The organism is Lysinibacillus sphaericus (assembly GCF_002982115.1).
Classification (GTDB): domain Bacteria; phylum Bacillota; class Bacilli; order Bacillales_A; family Planococcaceae; genus Lysinibacillus; species Lysinibacillus sphaericus.
In genome coordinates this window covers 4259681-4282559 of the sequence record NZ_CP019980.1, presented here as the reverse complement: position 1 = coordinate 4282559, position 22879 = coordinate 4259681, and the positions used below count along the sequence as shown (strand labels likewise).

Annotated in this window: 18 protein-coding genes; 15 read left to right on the top strand and 3 right to left on the bottom strand. The window is 38.0% G+C overall.

Translation table 11 applies throughout. The features are described from left to right. Positions 1-11: 11 nt before the first annotated feature. Positions 12-242: a MerR family transcriptional regulator gene (locus LS41612_RS20860; RefSeq protein ID WP_024362743.1), complete on the bottom strand. Its 231-nt coding sequence runs from the start codon at positions 240-242 to the stop codon at positions 12-14. 154 nt (positions 243-396) lie between these two features. Between LS41612_RS20860 and LS41612_RS20855 the strand changes: the two genes are divergently transcribed. The 4 genes from LS41612_RS20855 (at position 397) to LS41612_RS20845 (ending at position 4386) form a co-directional block, all read left to right on the top strand. Continuing rightward, positions 397-1257, top strand: a complete 861-nt coding sequence (locus LS41612_RS20855) for a DMT family transporter (RefSeq protein ID WP_024362744.1) — start codon at positions 397-399, stop codon at positions 1255-1257. Positions 1258-1358: 101 nt separating this feature from the next. Beyond that, complete coding sequence (locus LS41612_RS20850; protein ID WP_024362745.1) at positions 1359-2051, top strand: response regulator transcription factor; 693 nt, start codon at positions 1359-1361, stop codon at positions 2049-2051. Continuing rightward, positions 2029-2184: a hypothetical protein gene (locus LS41612_RS23385; protein WP_162832719.1), complete on the top strand. Its 156-nt coding sequence runs from the start codon at positions 2029-2031 to the stop codon at positions 2182-2184. Before LS41612_RS20850 ends, LS41612_RS23385 begins: the two co-directional genes overlap by 23 nt. A gap of 15 nt (positions 2185-2199) precedes the next feature. Continuing rightward, positions 2200-4386, top strand: coding sequence for a sensor histidine kinase (locus LS41612_RS20845; protein WP_024362746.1), 2187 nt, complete (start codon positions 2200-2202; stop codon positions 4384-4386). Positions 4387-4892: 506 nt separating this feature from the next. Here LS41612_RS20845 and LS41612_RS20840 read toward each other — a convergent pair. Continuing rightward, positions 4893-6041: an acyl-CoA dehydrogenase family protein gene (locus LS41612_RS20840; RefSeq protein WP_024362747.1), complete on the bottom strand. Its 1149-nt coding sequence runs from the start codon at positions 6039-6041 to the stop codon at positions 4893-4895. A gap of 158 nt (positions 6042-6199) precedes the next feature. Between LS41612_RS20840 and LS41612_RS20835 the strand changes: the two genes are divergently transcribed. The 7 genes from LS41612_RS20835 (at position 6200) to LS41612_RS20805 (ending at position 15047) form a co-directional block, all read left to right on the top strand. After that, positions 6200-7279 carry a metallophosphoesterase gene (locus LS41612_RS20835; RefSeq protein ID WP_024362748.1) on the top strand — a complete coding sequence of 360 codons (1080 nt, stop codon included), beginning with the start codon at positions 6200-6202 and terminating at the stop codon, positions 7277-7279. A 230-nt stretch (positions 7280-7509) separates the two neighbouring features. Continuing rightward, complete coding sequence (locus tag LS41612_RS20830) at positions 7510-8343, top strand: undecaprenyl-diphosphate phosphatase (RefSeq protein ID WP_024362749.1); 834 nt, start codon at positions 7510-7512, stop codon at positions 8341-8343. A gap of 321 nt (positions 8344-8664) precedes the next feature. Then, entirely contained in the window at positions 8665-9957 is a 1293-nt protein-coding gene (locus tag LS41612_RS20825; RefSeq protein ID WP_024362750.1) for a globin-coupled sensor protein, read from the top strand. A gap of 409 nt (positions 9958-10366) precedes the next feature. Next, positions 10367-11329, top strand: coding sequence for a 2-hydroxyacid dehydrogenase (locus tag LS41612_RS20820; protein ID WP_024362751.1), 963 nt, complete (start codon positions 10367-10369; stop codon positions 11327-11329). A gap of 221 nt (positions 11330-11550) precedes the next feature. After that, complete coding sequence (locus tag LS41612_RS20815) at positions 11551-12108, top strand: helix-turn-helix domain-containing protein (RefSeq protein ID WP_231785462.1); 558 nt, start codon at positions 11551-11553, stop codon at positions 12106-12108. Between the two features lie 58 nt (positions 12109-12166). Next, positions 12167-13279, top strand: a complete 1113-nt coding sequence (gene eutH / locus LS41612_RS20810) for an ethanolamine utilization protein EutH (protein WP_024362753.1) — start codon at positions 12167-12169, stop codon at positions 13277-13279. Further along, on the top strand, positions 13272-15047 hold the full coding sequence (locus tag LS41612_RS20805) for an aminopeptidase P family protein (RefSeq protein ID WP_024362754.1): 1776 nt from the start codon (positions 13272-13274) through the stop codon (positions 15045-15047). The genes eutH and LS41612_RS20805 overlap by 8 nt, the downstream gene beginning before the upstream one ends. A 288-nt stretch (positions 15048-15335) precedes the next feature. Here LS41612_RS20805 and LS41612_RS20800 read toward each other — a convergent pair whose 3' ends face one another. Then, positions 15336-16136, bottom strand: coding sequence for a TIGR00266 family protein (locus LS41612_RS20800; RefSeq protein WP_024362755.1), 801 nt, complete (start codon positions 16134-16136; stop codon positions 15336-15338). 433 nt (positions 16137-16569) lie between these two features. On the opposite strand from LS41612_RS20800, the gene LS41612_RS20795 reads away from it, so the two are divergent. From LS41612_RS20795 to LS41612_RS20780, 4 genes are all read left to right on the top strand, one after another. Further along, a complete protein-coding gene (locus tag LS41612_RS20795; RefSeq protein ID WP_024362756.1) occupies positions 16570-18048 on the top strand; it encodes an aldehyde dehydrogenase family protein in 1479 nt (492 codons plus the stop codon). A gap of 26 nt (positions 18049-18074) precedes the next feature. Then, positions 18075-19247: a saccharopine dehydrogenase family protein gene (locus LS41612_RS20790; RefSeq protein ID WP_024362757.1), complete on the top strand. Its 1173-nt coding sequence runs from the start codon at positions 18075-18077 to the stop codon at positions 19245-19247. A gap of 9 nt (positions 19248-19256) precedes the next feature. Next, a complete protein-coding gene (locus LS41612_RS20785) occupies positions 19257-20450 on the top strand; it encodes an acyl-CoA dehydrogenase family protein (RefSeq protein WP_024362758.1) in 1194 nt (397 codons plus the stop codon). 202 nt (positions 20451-20652) lie between these two features. Next, a complete protein-coding gene (locus LS41612_RS20780) occupies positions 20653-22746 on the top strand; it encodes a beta-propeller domain-containing protein (RefSeq protein ID WP_024362759.1) in 2094 nt (697 codons plus the stop codon). Positions 22747-22879: the final 133 nt, after the last annotated feature.

Here is a 22879-nt window from a genome sequence, read left to right as displayed (position 1 = left end):
ACTTTTAGTCTTTAGTCTTCATCTTTAACGTCGATATCTTCAGGAATGGGTGTGTTACGCCAAATTTCTATTTCTTCTTTTATCCGTTCTAGTTGTTCAAAATAGGTGCTAAATTGTGCACTGTTAATTAGTAATTGATGACCATCATATATGGAACGGATGCGTCCTTCATAAACAAGTCGTAGTACTTGCTCCTCTGGCATGCCAAGATCAATGGCTGTTTCTTCAATAGTTTTATACATAAGCGGTCGCTCCTTTTGATGTACCTATTATACCTTCTCTCGAATGGAAAGCATAATGATGGATTAATGTAAGGAAAGGAAATTGGGAATTGTTTGATTTTGGATAAATCTGTATAGTTAGTAGTAATCGTGTTATAGGCAGGAGGGATAAGCAATGGTCTATCCATATTTTTTTGTTCTTCTAGCAGCTATTTTATGGGGAATGACAGGGACAGCACAAACTTTTTTAGATAAAGGTGTATCTCCCATCGCTGTAGCGACGATTCGTTCAGCAATTGGAGGGGGTTTATTATTAGTCGTAGCCGTGTTAATACGCAAAATCTCTTTTCGGACATGGTCCTGGAAATGGACAATATTAGCGGCCGCAAGTATTGCCTTATTCCAAGGTCTTTTTTTTACTTCCATCCGTTTAACAGGTGTAGCGATTGGAACCGTTGTGACAATTGGGAGTGCTCCTATGTTTTCAGGCGTACTAGAGTGGTTATTTTGGAAAACACGCCCCTCTAAAATATGGGGTATTGCCACAATCATGACGATTACAGGTTGTATTTTATTATTCATCAATAGTGGTGAGCGTGCTATTCATTTAGGCGGGGTTGGGCTAGCCGTTTGTGCAGGATTATCTTTTGCCGTGTACACAAATATGAGTAAACAATTAATGGCGCAGCAGGAAGCATTGCCTGCAGTGGCGATGACATTTTCGATTTGTGCAGTATTGTTATTACCGTTTTCCATCAGTAGTGGCTTTAGCTGGCTTGCAGAGATGCAAAATTTATGGACAATGATTTTTATGGGCGTTATGTGTACAAGCATAGCGTATTTATTATTTTTAAGTGGGCTCCAGAAAATTAGCTCGTCCTCTGCTGTAACGTTGTCACTTGCAGAGCCATTGACTGCCGCTATGCTCGGGGTATTGCTAGTTGGAGAACATCTAAGTTCAACATCTTGGGTAGGTGTAGCCATGTTGCTTGGAGGAATTGTGGTTCTAACATTGACTGGAAGAAAAAATAAATAAGGATGAACAATAGGTAAAAGCTTAAGAAATTCTTCATTTTTATCCTAGTTGGTTTTTAAGATTTAAACTGTACACTATTAATTGAGAGCGAGGTGTATATCATGACGAAGTTAACAGTTCTTGTAACAGATGATGATCAAGATATTCGTGATGGTATTGAAATTTACTTAAAAAATGAAGGCTATCATGTTATTAAGGCAGCAGATGGTGTGGAAGCGATTGAAAAGCTGGAAAACAATGAAGTCCATTTGATTATTTTAGATATTATGATGCCCAATATGGATGGTATCACTGCAACGTTTAAAATACGAGCAGAACGCAATATTCCAATTATTATGCTTAGTGCGAAAGCTGAAGATGGAGACAAGATTCATGGGTTATCTGTTGGGGCAGATGACTACGTAACAAAGCCATTTCATCCACTAGAGCTGTTGGCGCGTGTTAAATCACAATTGCGTCGTTATGTACAACTTGGGACGTATCATGACGGGGTTGCGAAGGTGGAAATTGATGGTTTAGTGCTAGATGAAGATGCCAAGGAAGTAGTGTTAGAAGGCGAACCAGTTCGCTTAACACCCATTGAATACAAAATTACAGAATTATTAATGAAAAATGCAGGGCGTGTGTTTTCGATTCGAGAAATTTATGAACGTGTCTGGAATGAGGAAGCTTATAATGCAGAAAATATTGTAGCAGTCCACATTCGAAAAATACGGGAAAAAATTGAAGCGGATCCGAAAAATCCACGTTACTTAAAGGTGGTGTGGGGCGTTGGCTATAAAATGGAAAAATAAAATAGAAAAGTATGCCACGATAGCAGGATTTGTGGCAGGTGTAATCGGTCTAATTTATTTCGGTATTTATGCCTATCAAATGGTCAATGCTCGCTCCTCCGAAATGCTACAGTTTTTTGAAAAAATTTTTTAGAGGAGCGTTAAAAACATGATGAAAAATTGGAAACCTCTTCTTACAATTATTTGTTTAACGTGGTTTATATTCGGTGTGTTTACATTTTCAAAAATTGGTTATCAGTATGTAGGGAAATCTTATTTTCAATCTGAAAAATTTCAACATGAACTGGACAATTTCCTAGCAGAAATAGGACCGCTCGCGTTAAATATACCAACCGCAGAGGAATTGAAGAGCAAGATTACAGTTTCGCAAAATGAAATTGAGGAACATCGAAATTATTATGGCTCACTCGGCACGCAAATCGACAATATAAAAAGTCAATATGAGTCTCGTATTCAAGAAGCAGCTGACAATAATGCCAATGATTTAAAGACAAAGCTTGAAAATGAGCAAGATGCCAAAATAAAAGATATTACGAAAAACTTTGAAGATGATGAATATGTTCGTAAGAAAATTGTGGCGCAAAAGGGCGCGCTAATTGATAAATATATAAAATCTGTAAAAGATGAAGCAAAAGATTTCGCAAAAAATTATAATTATTTTTCTTATGAATTAACAGATGAAAATGGTGAAACCTATCGTTCAGGAAATATTACTGACAGTAATGTATACAAAAAAACATATATAGAACCGCCATTAAGAACAGGAAGTATTAGTAACAATTCAAGTAATTTATTATACGGTTCAGATGTATACATCGAATCCGACGTATTAAATGAAATGACTGATTACACTGGGACGATTACGATTTCTAAAAAAGCAGCCCAATCCGCAGCAATTATGGAAGGCTATGACCGATTTAAACGCAATCAATATATGTTCTTTATGATTTGGATATCAAGTCTTATCGCGGCATTCTTTGCTTGGAAAGGGCGGAAAGAATTGCTGCCAACGATTGGGGCACTAAAAGAAAAAGAATCTCTAGCGAAGTTTCGCATTGATATCCAAATTGTCATATTGTTTATTACAGGATGTATCTATTGGTTTTCTTCATATGCTGCATTTGAAGCAATTGAATATATGTATCAATACAATTATGTACGTTTTTTAATTGACTTTGCTTTTAAAGCATTGATTTTGATCATTATTGGTGTTGCGTTTTTCGTGCAAGTTATTTGGTTATATGGTCGCGTTAATACTGTTGAAAAGCTAAGTGAACATGCACAAGACAGTTATTTATGGGGAATTGGAGAATCCATGACTGATTTATTTTTAAATCGATCAATCGCACTAAACTCGATTGTCATGGTCGCAGCTGCCTTTTTTGGTGGTGGTAGTTTTGTTGCGAGTGTTACTATGGGCGGAGGATTTCCGGTTATGGTATTCGGCATCTGTGGGATTGTTGGTATCCCAGCAATGGTTGTCTTCCTATCTAAAATGGGCTATTTAAATCGCATTATGAAAGATACAAAGGATATGGCAGAAGGGCGACTTAATCGAGATGTAAAAGTGAAGGGGAAATCCCCATTAGCAGCTCATGCCGAAAATCTTAATCACTTACGTGAAGGTGTTCGTACATCAATGCATGAGCAGGCAAAGAGTGAACGCTTAAAAACAGAGCTTATTACAAACGTTAGCCATGATTTACGTACGCCTTTAACTTCAATCATTACGTATACGGATTTATTGAAAAATCCAGATATTACGGAAGAGGAGCGTAAGCAGTATATTCATATTCTCGATAAAAAATCAGACCGTTTAAAAGTGCTAATCGAGGATTTGTTTGAAGTATCCAAAATGGCGAGTGGCAATATTGAGCTCCATCGAAGTCGTGTGGATGTCACACAGCTTGTACAGCAAGCAGTTGGAGAGCATGAGGAGGATTTATCACAGGCACGCTTAGACTTGCGTATGACAATGCCGAATGAGCCGATTTACGCTTATGTGGACGGGCAAAAATGGTGGAGATTGATTGATAATTTAATCGTCAATGTATTGAAATATGCATTAGAAGGTACACGTGTCTATGTTACGTTAAAAAGAGTGGCAAATGGTGATGCTGAATTCACGGTGAAAAATGTTGCGAAATATGAAATAAGCGAAAATGCTGATGAATTGTTTGAACGCTTTAAGCGAGCCGATGCATCGCGTCATACAGAAGGCTCAGGCTTAGGTTTAGCCATTGCGCAATCTATTGTTGATTTGCACGGAGCGCGTATGAGTATAGAAGTAGATGGAGATTTATTTAAAGTAATTGTACGAATTCCAGCAGTATAAAAAAGCAGCGGCATATCTATTTGCCGCTGCTTAAATTTTGGTAAAGCGTTGATTTCCGTTCCAAGCGCTCCCTTTCCGCAGGCACTGCGTCAACTAATTTTTGTAGCATCCGCCACAAAAAATGGATTTTCAGCTCGTGCTGTTCCTGCAGAAGTGTCGCACCTTCCACTCCAATCAACTAGTAAACTTGCTAGTTATCCTATCCTCCTCCTATGCTAAAAAATGTTACGGTGACATTAAACTCCCTCGCCTTCAAAGCGTCTGCGATAAGAAATACGTTGCCAAAGGAGCTGTGTTGGTAAAATATCCACTCATATGAGAGAAGCTTTATTGATTATAGTGAAGGATTGCTCGACGTGTGTTAGTGAGGGGTGCGGCATTAAGCTGAACGGAAAGCACCGCCAAAGCGGACAACAACGGCATAGCAAAAAAGTGTTAGATTGACTAAAGCAATCTAACACTTTTTCCTTTTGTTCTAGTCACATTGGCTCGGAGCGACAATGCTTTTATAAGCCTATATTTTTGGCAATTATCATTTTCATTACTTCATTTGTGCCTGCGTAGATTGACATTACGGGTATATCACGATAACGTCTTGCAATTTTATATTCTTCCATATAGCCATAGCCACCGTGTAACTGCATACATTGGGCTGCTATGTCGCGTGCATTTTCGGTAATCCAGTATTTCGCCATAGAGACCTTTGTCACAACATCTTGACCCGCAATATGCTCTTCAATTAAGGATTCTAAAAAAGTTTTGCCAAGTTCTATTTTAGTGGCCATTTCAGCAATTTTAAATTGCGTATTTTGGAAGTCACTAATGGATTTTCCAAAAGCTTGACGTGATTTCACATAATCAACCGTCAAAGCAAGCATATCTTCTGCTGCTGATTGGGCAGCAATTGCAACAGCTAGACGCTCTTGTTGGAGCTTTTCCATCATATAGGTGAAGCCTTTTCCTTCCTCCCCGAGTAAATTTTCTACTGGGACACGGCAATCTTCAAAAAATAGTTCAGCTGTATCTTGTGCATGCATTCCTACTTTTTCAAGTTTGCGTCCCTTTGTAAAGCCTGGTGTTCCTTCCTCAATCACGATAAGGCTAATACCTCGATGCTTTTTCTCTGCATGAGGATTTGTTTTTACGGCAACCACCACTAAATTTGCATGAATACCATTTGTGATAAAAGTCTTTTGACCATTGACAATAAAATGATCGCCATCGCGAATAGCCGTTGTTTGGATATTGGCTAAATCGGAGCCTGTTCCTGGTTCAGTCATAGCAATCGCAGTAATCGTCTCGCCTGTTACACATTTTGGAAGCCAACGCGATTTTTGCGCAGCGCTTCCATATGCCTCGATATACGGCACAACGATATCATTATGCAAACCGACACCAATCAGGCTTGAACCTACGCGTTCTAACTCCTCTTGAATAATAACACCAAAGCTGAAATCTAACCCGAGGCCCCCGTACGCTTCTTCAACTTGAGGACATAAATAACCTAATTGTCCGAGCTTGTGCCAAAACTCTAGTGGAATAAGGTGATCTTTTTCCCATTGATCATAGTGTACCTCTGCTTCTTCAGCTAAAAACTTACGTAATGTTTTACGGAATAACTCATGCTCAGTTGATTCAAATTTGTACTTCCCCATTGAGACAACACCCCTTTATTAGCTCGTTTATGCAAAAATTTTCTAGTACATCTATAATGTTACTGAAATACAGTGCAAAATAAAAGTGCTTTTAAAAATACGATTCTTATATGGAATGCTATAATCACAATGAATATATGAAAGAAGAGGACTACTATATGGCAAAAATTGTTGTAGGATTTGTTGTTATAAGTATATATAGCGCTTTAACTTTCTATTTGGGCTGGGGCATCAAGCAATGGCTTGACGCAATGAATTGGTTTCACTATCCCATTTTTTATTGGCTCATACTTTATATTGTTTCTTTTAGCATTATTATCGGCAGGCTACATGAGTCTTTACGCGTATTTTCAGTTATCGGTAACTATTGGATGTTTATATTTGAATATGGCTTGTTATTATGTTTAACTGTACAGCTTGTAATGTGGCTAACACCATTTCATAATATTCGCATAATTGGTAGTTTAGCAGTTGCTATGTTCTTTATATTATGGGTTTTCGGTTCTTATTTTGCATACTCTCCAGTTGTCCGGCATTTAAATATTGTAATGCCTCAAAAGGATAGTGAGCTATCCTCGATGCGTGTTGTCGTTGCATCGGATTTTCATTTAGGCGTGCTATCAAACAAAAAGCATTTACAACGTTTTGTTAAGTTATCAAATGAAGCGGAGCCAGATGTGGTTTTTTTAGCAGGAGATATTGTGGATGATGATCCAAAATGGTTTGTTCAAGAGGGAATGGCTGAAGTAATGAAACAGCTAACAGCGACTTATGGTGTGTTTGGAGTACTTGGTAATCACGAATATTACGGAAAGAAAATTCCCGAATTTGTAGAAGAAATGAAAAAAGCTGGTGTTAAAATTTTGCGAGATGAAACAATTCGAGTGAACAATGCGTTTATAATAACAGGCCAAGAAGATAAAACGAATAAAGAAAGGAAACATCTTGAAGCTTTGAAATTGAGCGACCAGTTGCCTTGGTTTGTTATGAATCATACACCAGATGATTTGACAACACCTGCGCGTACAGGGGTAAACCTTCATATGTCTGGACATACACATAAAGGGCAGCTATGGCCGAATCAGTATATTACGGCACGTGTATTTGAACTAGATTATGGTTATAAGCTGAAGGGACAAATGCATACACTTGTTTCATCGGGCTTTGGATTTTGGGGACCACCAATGCGCATCGGCAGTCGCTCTGAGCTATGGGTAGTTGATATTACTTTTCAGTAAAAGAGGTAGTATAAGAAAAAGGAGTAGCTTATAATAAGTTGGTGTGCGCAAAAATCGCTTAAAGCTAAGTCTTTCAAATATCGTGGGCACAAAAGAATGTAGTCTAGGTGATTGTCAATGGAACGTACACAGAGCCTTTTTATCATTTGTGGCATTTCTTTATGTTGCGGAAGCTCTGATTCCCCCGCGTAGAACAAAAGTAGAATAACGTTAAAAGGTAAGGTGACAATGTGGAGATAATAGAATTATTAAAGGCACTTATTTTAGGCTTTGTCGAAGGAATGACAGAGTTTGCACCAGTATCATCTACAGGTCATATGATTATTGTCGATGATATGTGGTTGAAGACAGAAGAGTTTTTAGGAAAGTATCCAGCTAATACGTTTAAAATTGTTGTTCAGCTAGGGTCAATTTTAGCGGTTATCGTGGTCATGTGGAAGCGTATGCTAAGTCTAGTTGGTCTCTATAATATTGATGGACAGTCAAAATCGATGACGGGTCGTTTTAACTTAATGCACGTGATTGTTGGTATGTTACCAGCAGTAGTGCTAGGTTTTGCTTTTAAAGATTTTATTGATGACCATTTATTTAAAGTAGAGCATGTTATTTATGCATTAGTTGCAGGGTCAATTTTAATGATTGCGGCTGATAAATTGGCTCCAAGAAGACCAAAAGTTAATTCATTAGATGAGATTTCTTATGGCATGGCGTTTAAAGTTGGTTTAGTACAGTGCTTATCGTTATGGCCAGGATTCTCTCGTTCAGGTGCAACAATTTCAGGTGGGGTTCTTTTTGGGATTAGTCACCGTGTAGCTGCTGATTTTACATTTATTATGGCAGTTCCTATAATGGCAGGTGCCAGTCTTGTATCAGTATTGAAAAACTGGGATACGCTTTCAATGGATTATTTAGGGTTTTATGTAGTTGGTTTTATCAGTTCATTTGTATTCGCATTATTATCCATTAAGTTTTTCTTGGCACTTATTTCAAAAGTAAAACTAATGCCATTTGCAATCTATCGTTTAGTGTTAGCAGCAATTCTTAGTGTTATTATATTTATGTAATTAAAAAGTCACTCATTTGTCACAACAATGAGTGGCTTTTTTTTGATTTTACAACTTTTTATTTAGAATAAGTACTACTTAAACATTATTATTGTCAAATTGATAATAATATATATAAAATTTATTAGGTATAAGGATATATAAAAAGGGTGAAATTAGTGTAAAATCGTGGTATAGTAGATAAAATTTACCGAACTATTGTAACTATTATTACATACACTTTATAATCAATAATAGAAAAGGTCATAATACTTATTTTAGCTAATAGGTTTTAACATTCAAAAAGAATAGACATAATATTTTAATTTATGGGGTGGAGAGATGTTTCAATTTAGAAATAGACCTAAGCAAAATACAATTGTTATGAATGATGTGTCAAATACAGGTGTAATTATTCAAGATCAGGAACGTTTGCTACAGTTACACCTTGTCAATCTCACAAAACAGGACTTGCAGTTAATAAAAAGTTTAAAGCCTTATATCGAACAAAATGTTGTGGATATTGTTGAAACATTTTATAAGGCTGTTGAGAGTGTACCGACTTTACGGGATGTTATTCAAAAGTACAGTTCGAGTGAACGCCTTCGCCAAACACTTCGCCACCATATAATTGAAATGTTTGAAGGAAGAATAGATAATGCCTTTATAGAAAAAAGGCGAAATGTAGGCAAGATGCATGTAAAAATTAACTTATATCCCAAATGGTATTTAGCTGCGTTTCAAAACTTAGAAAAATCTTTGCGCAAGACTGTTTATAATTTATATTTGTCTAAAGAAGAAGAAGAGAAGTATTGTGATGCAGTAAGTAAAATGTGTAATTTCGAACAACAGATTGTACTAGAAGAATATAATAACTACTCCAATTCTTTAATAGAAGAGCAACGAATGAGTGTCCGGACACATGTAAAGGATATAGTGGGTGGGATTTCGACGCAATTAGAGGCACAGTCACATGAGACAAATGAGTCAGTAATGGAGCTTATTTCTAGCACAAAGCAAGTGAATGCATACTTAAAAGACAGTATCGATGAGGCTAAAATGATGCAAAAGGTTTCATCTGAAGGCTATTCGAAAATCGTATTGTTAAATGAGCAAACAGGCAAAATCAATGATAAAACGATTGAAATGGCAATGATGGTGGAGGAACTCAATCATTCCTCTTCAAAAATAAATAATGTTATTGAAATGGTCAAAAACATTTCTGGACAAACCAATTTACTAGCATTGAATTCAGCAATTGAAGCTGCAAGAGCTGGAGAACATGGAAAAGGTTTTGCAGTTGTCGCAGATGAGGTGCGTAAGCTGGCAGACCAAACGAAAGAATCTGTAGAGCAAATTGCGGAGTTAATCGGTATGTCCAATGGGATTACAAAACACGTTGTACAAGCCATTCAAGAAATTCAAGTGCTTGTTAATAATAGTATCGAGCAAAACTTGAATTCATTAAAAGCCTTTGACGCAATATCCGGCTCGGTGGAAGGCTCTATTGTCAACTTTCAAAATGTCGGAAGTCAAATAACGGAATTGGCGAATGTCATTGAATCCATTGGAGAATCTTCCGAGGAATTAGAACGAGTTGCGAGTCGTCTAGATACGACCATTAAAGATTTCTAACGGAACACGTAGCATTTTGCTGCTCGTTAAAAGTAGCACAATCACCGCATTTTACTACAATTAACAATTGGATATAAAATTCATTTTCTATAAAAAAGCATAAACATGACTAAAGGTATTAAGTTCAACTACTTGATGCCTTTTAATATTATTTTGAGCTAGGTACAACAAAAGGGATTTTTTTGCCTAGAACTGTCGGAATTTAGATGGAATATTTTTGAAGCGAACGGATAGAATGCCTGAACAGAAGGATAGATTTACTAAAAAGAAGGATGGAATGAAAAAGTAATAAAACGCTTTTTAAAAAGGGATCTAGTGGGGAAAATCAATGTAAAAGCTTGCTTGTGACCTTCCCATATTAGTGTTACGCTATAGGCAAAATGGGGAAACGAATAAGGGGTGTTGGATGATGAAAAAGAAATTGTTTATTACACGTAAATTCCCGGCTCAGTTTGTCGAGCCTTTAGAGGAGCATTATGATATTGAACAATGGGAGGAAGAGGAGACCGTTATACCTCGCGCAAAACTTTTAGCAGCCGTTGCAAACTGTGAAGTTTTGTGGGTAACGATAGCGGATCAAGTCGATGAGGAATTGCTTTCACACGCCCCCAATTTAAAACTTGTGACAAATTTAGCAGTGGGCTTTAATAATATTGATGTGCCAGCATTACGTAAAAGAGGCATTATGGCAACAAACACTCCTGGTGTGTTAACTAATACGACGGCTGATTTAGTATTCGGTTTATTGCTAGCTACAGCACGTAGAATACCAGAAAGCGAGCGTTATTTACGTGAAGGTAAATGGCAAAGCTGGTACCCTATGCAATTAGTTGGAAAAGATGTATCAGGCGCAACAATTGGAATAATCGGAATGGGGCGGATTGGGCAGGCTGTTGCAAGACGAGCAAAAGGTTTTGATATGAAAGTTTTATATCATAACCGTAGACGTCGCCATGAAGCAGAAGAAATGTATGGGTTTTGCTATGCATCACTTGAAGAGCTTTTAACAAAATCTGATTTTGTTGTGATTATGACACCCTATAATAAAGATACGGTCGGTTTAATTGGTGCAAAGGAGCTTGCCTTAATGCAGGAAGATGCGGTATTAATTAACGCGTCTCGTGGTGGTATTATTGACGAGAATGCCCTTTATAACACCTTGAAAAATGGCAAGCTATGGGCTGCTGGTCTAGATGTTTTTGAACAGGAACCAGTTGCATTGGATCATCCACTATTAACCCTACCAAATGTTGTTGTATTACCGCATATTGGTAGTGCATCTTTAAAGACAAGAACAGCTATGCTAATGCTTAATGTCAATGCACTAATGGCATATGGGCAGGGTAAGCCACTTTCAAATAGAATCGATTAACGAATGGAGCTTGGCTCATAGAAAGTAAATAAATCTAGGCGCAGATCTAAATGGATCAAGCGCCTTTTTTTGTGCCTATAGATTGATAGTGCAGACACTATATGGGATATTTAATGAAATGCTAGAAGATGAATTTCATTATTATGAATTTATTTCACAATTTATTGCGAATAAGATTGATATATATTATATTATTCACAAATATGAAAAATAGGGGTGAGATGATGAATATAGGGATGGAAATAAAAAAATTGAGGACGGACAAAGGTATTACTTTGAAAGAGTTAAGTGAAAGAAGCGAACTATCTGTTGGGTTTTTGTCTCAATTAGAGAGGGGACTTACGACGATAGCAGTCGATTCACTTGAAAAGCTAGCTACAATATTGGGAGTCCATTTAACATATTTTTTTGATTATCCACATAAGCGGAAAGATATCGTTTTAAGGAGTTATGAGCAAGAAATAATGGAAGCCGTAGAAGGTAGATTTATTAAGTATAGTTTAAGCACCAACTTGGAAAATAAACAACTTGTTCCAAGGCTTATCGAAATTCTACCGCAAAAGCAAGATGAAGAAATTTTATCTTATACGCATGAGGGCGAAGAGTTTATTTACGTTTTAGAAGGTATATTAACCGTTTACATAAATGGTAATCGACATGAAGTGTATCCTGGTGATTGTGTTCATATGGACTCAACTATCTCTCACAATTGGGCGAATTACACTAATAAAAAGGTTAAGCTTATCGCTGTTAACACACCTAATTATCTTTTCAAATAGTAGGATGTACACTACAGCTAGCGAGCAGTAATAAAGCTTATAGAAAGTGATAATGGGAATGGATAAATTTGTATTATACCTAATTGGTTCTTTTTTTGTAATCGGTGGGATTGATTATATTACTGGTAATCATTTGAAATTGGGCAAAAAATTTGAGGAAGGCATAAAAACGATGGGGGCATTGGGGCTTGGTATGATAGGAATACTGTCTTTAGCACCTGTATTAACAAATTTTTTATCCGCTCAAATTAGTCCAATAAGTAAAGTATTTCATCTGGACCCTTCCATTATTCCAGCAGCATTTCTAGCTGTCGATATGGGAGGCTTTCAAATGGCTGAAAAGCTTGCTTTGTCAAATGAGATGGGAGCATTTTCAGGAATTATTATTGCATCTACTTTAGGAGCTACCGTTAGTTTTTCAATACCTGTTGCGTTAGGGATGCTTGCTAAAGAGGATGAAAAATATTTTGCTAAAGGTGTGCTAATTGGCATTATTACTATACCAATTGGATGTCTTGTAGCAGGCTTATGGCAAAAAATAAATATCATTCTACTTGTATGGAATCTGGTTCCTATATTTGTTTTTACTATTATGTTAGGGGTCGGATTACTCAAGGCTCCACATGTTTTTATAAAAGCTTTTAATCTATTTGGAAAGTTTATAGTGACGTTAAGTACTGTTGGATTACTATTCCAAGGCATTGACGTGATATTTGGTGTAAAGCTTGTTTCAGGATTAGCACCGCTATCTGAATCGATTATTATAGTAGGAAAAATTGCATTTATTTTAGCGGGAGCATATCCGATGCTAGCTATGCTAAGTGGAATTTTCCAAAAAAGTTTTAAAGCATTAGGAGAGAAAGTTGGCATAAATGCTGTGTCAGTAGCGGGCCTTCTCGGAAATTTAGCTAGTAATCTATTAATATTTGGAACATATAAGGATATGAACCCTAAAGGAAAAGTGGTATGTACGGCTTTTGGCGTAAGTGGAGCATTTGTATTTGGGGGTCAATTTGGTTTTGTATCAGAAGTAGCTCCGGAAATGCTAGGTGCGTTTATAGTAGCAAAACTGACTGCAGGGTCTATTAGTATAGCATTGGTCTTATGGCTGTATGATCGTGAAAATAAAAAAATGCATGTAAAGGAAAATGGAGGTATTCGTAATGAATAGTAGAGATAGAGTCAAAAAGTTAAGAGAGCTCATGGTAAAACATCAACTGGATGCTTATATCATTCCAAGTTTTGATGCACATCAAGGAGAATATGTAGCAGAACATTGGAAAGGTAGAGAATGGCTATCAGGTTTTACAGGGTCGGCAGGGACGGTAGTCATTACTTTAAATGATGCCGGTTTATGGACAGATGGCAGATATTATATTCAAGCTGACAAGCAACTTGAAAACTCAGGTATTAGATTATTTAGAATGATGGATCCAGGGGTGCCTTCTTATACAGAATGGCTAGCAGAGGTTCTTGAAGAAGGCAGCAATGTTGGCTTTGATGGAAATGTTTTTTCAATTGATATGGTTAGAAGTATGGTAAAAGATTTAAAAGCGAAGGCAATCTTATTCAAAATGAATCAAGATTTAATTGGTGAGTTATGGGGAGATAGACCAGAAATTCCTAAAGGAACGATTTTTAGTCATGACGTCAACTATGCTGGAAAATCACGTTCGGAGAAATTAGATGAAGTAAGGGCAGAAATGAAAAATCAAGGAGCGAATTATTATATTTTAACTTCTCTTGATGATATTGCATGGCTATTGAATATTAGAGGAGCAGATGTACCGAACAATCCAGTGGCTATAGCGAATGTCATCGTAGCAGAACATACATGTTATTTATTTATTGATTCTTGCAAGGTCCCTACTGCGCTGAAATCAGAACTGGAGGGGGAAGGTATTGCGTTAAGGGAGTACCATGAAATTGAAACTTTTTTAGCAAACCTTTCGGGCGGAGATACTGTTAGTCTAGATACAAATAAAACCAATATTAGATTGTATAATGCCATTAACAGTCATGTAACGAAAATTGAAAGTCCTAACATGACGACTAACTTAAAAGCGATTAAGAATGAGGTGGAAATAAAAAATCTAAAATGGTGTGAAATAAAAGATGGTTTAGCTATGGTGAAATTTATAAAATGGTTAAAACACGTTGTAGATAAAGAAGAAGTTACAGAGATTGCTGCAGAAGAAAGATTAGAAAATTTCAGAAGAGAGCAAGAAGGATTTGTAGGGCCTAGCTTCGATACGATTGCAGGTTATCAAGACCATGCTGCGATGATGCATTATAAAGCTAATAAAGAAACACAATATACGCTGAAAAATGAAGGTCTATTTTTAATTGATTCAGGCGGACAGTATTATGATGGAACAACAGATATTACACGGACAATTGTTTTAGGGAGTCTTACGGATGAACAAAAAAGAGATTTTACTTTAGTGTTAAAAGGGTTTATTGCATTAAGCTCAGTGAAATTTTTGTACGGTGCAACAGGAGCTAATTTAGATGTTTTAGCAAGACAACCAATTTGGCAGTATGGCTTGGATTATAAATGTGGCACAGGCCATGGTGTAGGTTTTTTCTTGAATGTTCATGAAGGGCCACAAAGCATCCGCCATACCAATCATGTGCCATTAGAAAAAGGCATGATTATTACGAATGAACCGGGAATTTACCTTGAAGGTAAGTATGGCATTCGAATTGAAAATATGATGTCAGTAGTAGAAGATGAGAAAACAGAATTTGGTCAATTTATGAAGTTTGAAGCAGTAACGTATTGTCCTATTGATTTAGCAGGTATCAATCAAGACATGTTAACAGAAAGTGAAAAGCAATGGCTAAATCATTACCATCAAGAGGTATTCACTACGCTAGCTCCTTATTTAAACGAAGAAGAACAAGTATGGCTAAGGGAAGAAACAAAAGCGATATAAAAAAGTTTAGCGGATAAAACGCTATCCAATCACCATGCAATGATAAAACATAGTGAAAACTAGTTGATGGTAGCGAGGTGGCGACTCCTGCAAGAACGCACAAAACATAAGAAGCGGGCATTCCGCGCGAAAGCAAGGATTGCAGCTTACTGTGCTGAGCGGAAAGCGACCGCCGTAGCGGACATCAACGCCATAGCAAAACAGTGTTAGATTGATTGGGGTCAATCTAACACTGTTTCTCTTTTGTTCCAGCCTTTTTAAAGAAAAGCCTAAGACCTATTTGGCTAGTTACTTATTGAACATATCAAATAGACCACCGATACCACCTTCACCTGATGAATGTCCGCCACCGCCTTGTGAAATCGGTGCTGCAGCGAAGACGCGGCTTGCTAATCGGCTAAATGGTAATGATTGAACCCATACAGTACCAGGGCCACGTAAAGTTGCAAAGAAGATACCTTCTCCACCGAATAGTGCCGTTTTTACGCCGCCAACCATTTCGATATTATAATCAACGTCAGAAGTCATCGCCACTAAACAGCCTGTATCCACACGTAAAACTTCACCTGGTTGTAGCGTTTTTCGATGAATTGCCCCACCAGCGTGTACAAAAGCCATACCATCGCCTTCAAGCTTTTGCATAATAAAGCCTTCACCACCGAAGAAGCCTACGCCAATTTTTTTCTGGAATTCGATACCAACAGAAACGCCTTTAGCAGCTGCTAAAAAAGCATCCTTTTGACAAATAATTTTCCCTTTATGTTGACTTAAATCCATCGGAATAATCTTACCTGGGTACGGAGACGCAAAATAGACATGACGTTTCCCTGTACCGTTATTTGTAAATGTTGTCATGAATAAGCTTTCACCAGTTACTAGACGTTTCCCTGCGCCGAGTAATTTCCCCATAAGACCGCTTTGGCCATTGCCTTTCGAACCATCTCCGAAAATTGTCTCCATTTGAATCGCATCATCCATCATCATTAAGGCGCCAGCTTCTGCTACCACCGTTTCTTGCGGATCAAGTTCAACTTGCACATATTGCATGTCATCCCCAAATACTTTGTAGTCGATCTCATGGTTATTCATCGTGTAATTCCTCCAATATCATTTGTTGTTATTGTATACGATTATTATGCAGGATAGTTTCATTACATAATTAATAATTTTAGAAAAAAAGGGATTAAGATAGAAAATGTCGAATATAAAAAACTAGAATGTGTATTATTTATCTTTTTTCAGTTGTTTTACTACTAGTGGTGAAAGTATCATCATCTAGTTAAAATTACTGGAAATGAAGATAAAGCCTTTGGCAAGTGCCACCGATATTTTAACCTAACATTGCTACGAAATTATTATTCGAGTCATATCTTTGTTATGAAAATTCGGAATTTTGGCATTTTGTATCTGCATATATATAATGCAGTACACATAGAGGGCGAGAGCGACGGATATTTTCTGTAGCATTAGCGACATGTTCAAAGAAGCCAAGGCATCATAGATATATCAGGGGGTGTGTGTAATGGAGATTAAAAACTATATCGGTGGTAAATGGGTTACACATTCGCATTTACAAAGTATAGCAGTGACGAATCCTGCAAACGGAGAGCACTTAGCAACAATACCACTTTCAACTGCAAATGAAGTGACGGAAGCGGTAGCTGTAGCGAAGGCAGCACAAAAAAGTTGGGCACTTGTGCCAGCACCAAAGCGTGCAGATTATTTATATGCCATCGGTCAAAAGATGAAAGACAAGAAAGAATATTTGGCGACCGTTTTAACAAAAGAAATGGGTAAGGTGATTGAAGAAGCTAGAGGTGAGGTACAGGAAGGAATTGATATGGCTTATTATATGGCGGGTGAAGGTCGACGGTTATTTGGAGAGACGACACCGTCAGAGCTTGCCAATAAATTTGCTATGAGTGTACGCGCACCAATAGGCGTAGTAGGGTTAATAACTCCTTGGAATTTCCCAGTGGCAATTGCTACGTGGAAATCCTTCCCTGCAATTGTCGCTGGCAATACATTTATTTGGAAACCATCAAATGAAACACCGATGATGGCTTATGAAATGGGGAAAATTTTTGAAGAGGTTGGCTTACCGAAAGGAGTAGCAAATATTGTTTTTGGTACAGGGCCAACTGTCGGAACGGCGCTAATAGAGCATCCCGATGTAAAAGTCATATCGTTTACCGGCTCTACCTCAACAGGAAGTAAGGTGGCGGAACTTGGCGGCAAACATTTAAAGAAAATTTCGCTAGAGATGGGCGGCAAAAATGCTGTCATTGTAATGGAGGATGCAGACTTGCAGCTCGCTACAGAAGCGATATTATGGAGTGCATTTGGCACCGCTGGTCAACGATGTACAGCATGTAGTCGTGTGATTGTGCATAAAGATGTAAAAGAAGAATTAGAAAATCGTCTATTAGAAGCAATGCAGTTTTTAACAATTGGAGACGGTTTGGATGAAACTGTGAAAATCGGTCCAGTCATTAATAGAGCGGCATTAGAAAAAATTAATCATTATGTACAGATTGGTAAACAAGAAGGTGCATCCTTATTAACAGGTGGCAAAATTTTAAATGAAGCACCTTATGATAAAGGGTTTTACTATGAGCCCACATTGTTTACAAATGTAAAGCCTCATATGATTATTGCACAGGAAGAAATTTTTGGTCCGGTCGTCTCTCTTATTGAAGTTGCAAATTTAGATGAAGCAATCGAAGTCAATAATGGTGTGAAATTTGGCTTATCAAGCTCTATTTTCTCACAAAATGTGAACACGATTTTCCGCGCTCAACGCGACTTAGATACAGGTATTGTTTATATCAATGCAGGTACGACAGGTGCAGAAATCCATTTGCCATTCGGCGGAACGAAAGGAACAGGGAATGGACATCGAGATTCCGGTGTGGCAGCATTGGACGTTTACACAGAATGGAAGAGCATCTACGTTGACTACAGCGGTAAATTACAAAGAGCACAAATCGATACAAAGTAACAGATCAATGAAAGGGGATGTTCTTGATGAAAGTTGTTGTATTAGGTGCAGGATTGATGGGGAAAGAGGTTGCTCGTGATTTAATAAAAAATAGTAAAGTGGAACAGGTCATTTTAGGGGATATTGATGTAAAGACAGCCCAACAATTTGTTGAGACGTTAAAGACAGATAAAGTTGAAGTCGTAGAGCTTCATGCGGAAAATGATGACTCTTTAACATCGGTTATTGCGAAAGGTAATGTTGTGGTCAATGCACTGTTCTATTCGTTCAATGAACGTGTAGCACGAGCTGCGATAGAAGCCGGTGTCCATTCTGTCGATCTAGGGGGGCATATTGGCGGTGTAACGGATAAGATTTTATCTTTACATGAAGAAGCAAAGGCAAAAGGTGTGACACTTATTCCTGACTTAGGTGTAGCTCCAGGTATGGTCAATATATTAGCGGGCTATGGCGCAACAAAACTAGATGAAGTGGAATCTATTAAACTCTATGTAGGAGGTATTCCAACAGAGCCGAAGCCACCGTTGCACTATACACGTGTCTTTTCATTGGATGGTGTATTTGACCACTATACAGAGCCTTCTAAAATGATTCAAAAGGGGAAACTTGAAGAAGTCCCATCATTATCAGGGATTGAGCCTATCTATTTCGATGATTTTGGTGTGCTTGAGGCATTTTATACATCGGGTGGTATATCCACTCTTTATAAGACATTCCCAAATGTCCACACATTAGAATATAAGACAATTCGATATAAAGGGCATGCAGAAAAGTTTAAATTGCTAGCTGATTTAGGCTTTTTAGATGCAAGTAATAATGTAGAAGTCGATAACCTAGAAGTGCCTGTTAGAGCTGTTGTCAGGGAGGCGCTTAAGAAGAAGCTTGAACTTGGAACAAAGCCTGATGCGGTGTTATTACGAGTAATTGTTTCAGGAGAAAAGGCGCAACAGCAGGTCACATATGAATACGAAATGGTCGTACGTAAAGATATGACGAATAATGAAACAGCGATGGCTCGTGCAACAGCGAATACAATTTCTGTCGTTGCCCAAATGATTGGTGATGGCGCGATTACAGAACGTGGCGTGTTTGCTCCAGAAACGATCGTTCCAGGGGAGACGTATATTAAAGAAATGGCGAAGCGCGGTGTTGTCATTAAAGAAACATCACATAAGTCTGCAATGATTGTGAAATGGTAGGTGAAGTCCTTGAATTTCGATTTTACAACGGAGCAGGAAATCTTACGAAAAACCGTACGCCAGTTTGTGGATGATGAAATAATGCCACATATTGCAAAATGGGACGCCGCAGGAAGTTTTGATACAAGCATTTGGTCAAGACTAGCCGAGCTCGGACTAATGGGTGTTTGCGTGCCAGAAAAGTACGGTGGTAGCGGCATGGATTATAACGCACTAGCCATTGTATGTGAGGAACTTGAACGGGGGGATACGGCCTTTCGAACAGCTGTATCCGTCCATATAGGTTTAAATAGTATGACGTTAATGCAATGGGGCACCGAGGCGCAGAAACAGCAATACCTTGTACCACAGGCGAAGGGGGTACGGATTGGGGCTTTTGGGCTGACTGAACCTGGTGCGGGTTCGGATGTAGCAGCCATGACGACAACAGCCATACGAGATGGTGATTGTTATGTGTTAAATGGGCAAAAAACATGGATTTCCTTATGTGATATAGCAGATCATTTTATTGTCTTTGCTTACACAGATAAAGCGAAAAAGCACCACGGTATCAGTGCCTTTATTGTAGAACGCTCCATGGTTGGCTTTACTTCTAAGGCGATTAAGGGCAAGTACGGTATTCGTGCTGGCAATACAGGTGAGCTCTTTTTCGAAGACTTACGCATTCCAGTTGAAAATCGTTTAGGAGAAGAGGGAGAGGGTTTTAAAATTGCGATGTCTGCACTGGATAATGGTCGCTTTACAGTGGCTGCAGGCGCAGTTGGGCTTATTCAAGCGTGTCTTGAGGCAAGTGTGAAATATTGCCATGAACGAGAGACATTTGGGAAGCCTATTGGCGAGCATCAACTTGTCGGACAGATGATTGCCAAAATGGAAGCGGGCTATCAAATGAGCCGACTGCTCGTTTATCGGGTTGGCGAGTTGAAAAATAAAGGTATTCGTAATACTAGAGAAACGTCCTTGGCGAAGTGGCAGGCATGTGATTTTGCCAATAAGGCGGCTGATGACGCGCTGCAAATTCATGGTGCGTACGGCTATTCGGATGATTATCCTGTAGCGCGTTATTTACGTAACTCGAAAGCGCCCGTTATTTATGAAGGTACACGAGAAATCCATACAATTATGCAAGCAGATTATGTACTTGGTCGAAGAAACGATAAGCCATTAGCCAAAATGTTACCGAAATGGCCATTTGATGAGTAAACGACAGCTATTTTAAATTTATTGTACAAAAGGCATCCGGATGACCTATTCCAGATGTCTTTTGTTATGGTGCCAGGCACCGAAACAATTCTGAATTTGGTGGTAGTCACTTTTATTTTTATGAAAATTTTTCATGTAATGTAACTTTATAACCTTTTAGTAGTCTAATTATAAAACAAGTAATATGAAGGAGTGGAAAATAATGAGAAGTAAATGGCTAGCTATATTCATGATTATCGTTTTAGCTGCTTTACCAGGGATTTTTACATTGATGATTTCCCCAGAGGCACAAGCTAAAGCAGCAAGTACAATAATGACAACGCAAAGTTGGCGAGCATCCTTTTCACAAACATTAAAAAATGTAACAGATGAATATGTCTATGTTACGGATGAGTCGGGCAAAAAGGTGACGGCAACGATTACATTAGGAGAAGATAAAAAATCTCTTTTTGTCAGTAACCTTCCTGCTGGGAGTTACCGCTTACATGTGCAAAAGGAAGCTTTTGCTTATAGTACATTGAAAGCAACATCGCATGATATTGCCTTTACTGTTATTGACAAAATAGAGGCTGTTAAATCTGAAAAAGAGTTACAACAATATTTTGAAGCTGTTGTGGCAAATGGAAATAGAGGACCAGAAATAAACGTCCTTGAAGATAGTGCTTCTAGTAGTAAAGATAGTGCCCCAGTTGCAGATAATTCTTCTACAACAAACAACCAAGTAGAAGGTGTCGAGGAGGGGGATATCGTCGTTGTTAAAGATGGCTTTATTTACGCTATAAAAGATCAAAGTATAACGGTTGTTGACGCTAATAATCCCCAAGATTTGAAACTTGCAACGACAATTAAACAAAAGGAATCTCAATATATTACGAAACTAGCATTATACGATCAGCTATTAATTGCTATCGGAGAAGAATATATTGAGCAAGCAGGCACAAGTATGTCAACGGCAACTTTTTATGATATTTCAAATCCGAAAAATCCCAAAGTGATACGGGAAGTTGCACAGGAGGGCTCTTTACAGGATATACGTATTACGAATGATACGTTGTATTTAATTGGTAACATGCATCCGAATTATTGGATACTTCAAGAGGGAAGTAAACCAGATTTAAAACCTAAAACGTATGATAGTGTAGTAAGTAAGGAATACAAAAGCTTAGCTATCGAGAAAATTTCTATTTTACCAAACACGATGGATGGCTCATATAGTTTAATTACAGCAATTGATTTAAAAAATGGTGCCAAAACATCAGCGAGTACGAAAGGTTATTTAGGTGGTAGTAGTGGACTTTATATGTCAGAAGATGCCCTCTACTTAACTACACCAAAATATGACGATAAACAAATAACGCCAATGGGAGGTATAAAGGATAGAATCTGGATGCCTCAATCAAATGATACACAAGTGTTTAAGTGGGACTTAGATGGAACGGTCTTGAAGTTTGTAGGCACGAGTGAAGTGAAAGGATCCGTGTTAAACCAATATTCAATGGATGAGTATGACGGGAAATTCCGCATTGTGACGACTGAAGGAAATACGTGGGATGAAAAAAATATTTCTCGTAACCATCTGTTCATATTAGATGAGAACTTAAAAGAAATTGGTGCAGTAAAGGATATGGCACCAGGGGAAAAGGTGTATTCTGCCCGCTTTATGGGGGAGAAAGCTTATGTCGTAACGTTTAAGCAAGTGGATCCGCTATTTGTTATTGATGTAGCTAATCCACGAAAACCAAAAATACTAGGAGAATTGAAAATTCCAGGGTATAGCAATTATTTACATCCGCTTGATGATACACACTTAATAGGCATTGGTTATGATACGGAAGAACGTTATGATGCTTATACGAAACGCAATTTCACAGTGTCAACGAATATGAAAATGTCCTTGTTTGATGTGACAGATTTTAAAAATCCTAAAGAGCAATCTACCGTTAAAATAGGCGGTAAAGGCTCTTATTCAGATGTACAATACAATCCAAAAGCTTTATTCCGCAATAAAGACTATCATTACTTCGGCTTCCCAGTCGTGCTTTATGAAGAAGGAAAAGGCGATGAGATAGTCTACCAAGGTCAGGGTGCACAAATTTACGAAATTACAGCAGAGAAGGGCATTGTGCTAAAAGGAAATATTATAAATGGAAAGACAAATGAGCAATATGAGAATTGGGAGCAAGTTGTACAACGTGTTGTCTATGTTGGCGATACTTTATACACCGTTGCTCGCAATGAAGTAAAGAGCTACCAATTAAAAGATTTCAAAGCGCTAGATACACTGGTTATTAAATAATAGATTAAATCGAGTGGTGACTTCTGCTTAGAATGCACACAACGTAAGAGGCAACTAGCGTGTGCGTGGTGAGGCGGATAACACCGACATAGCAAAAAAGTGTTAGATTGATTGCGGTCAATCTAACACTTTT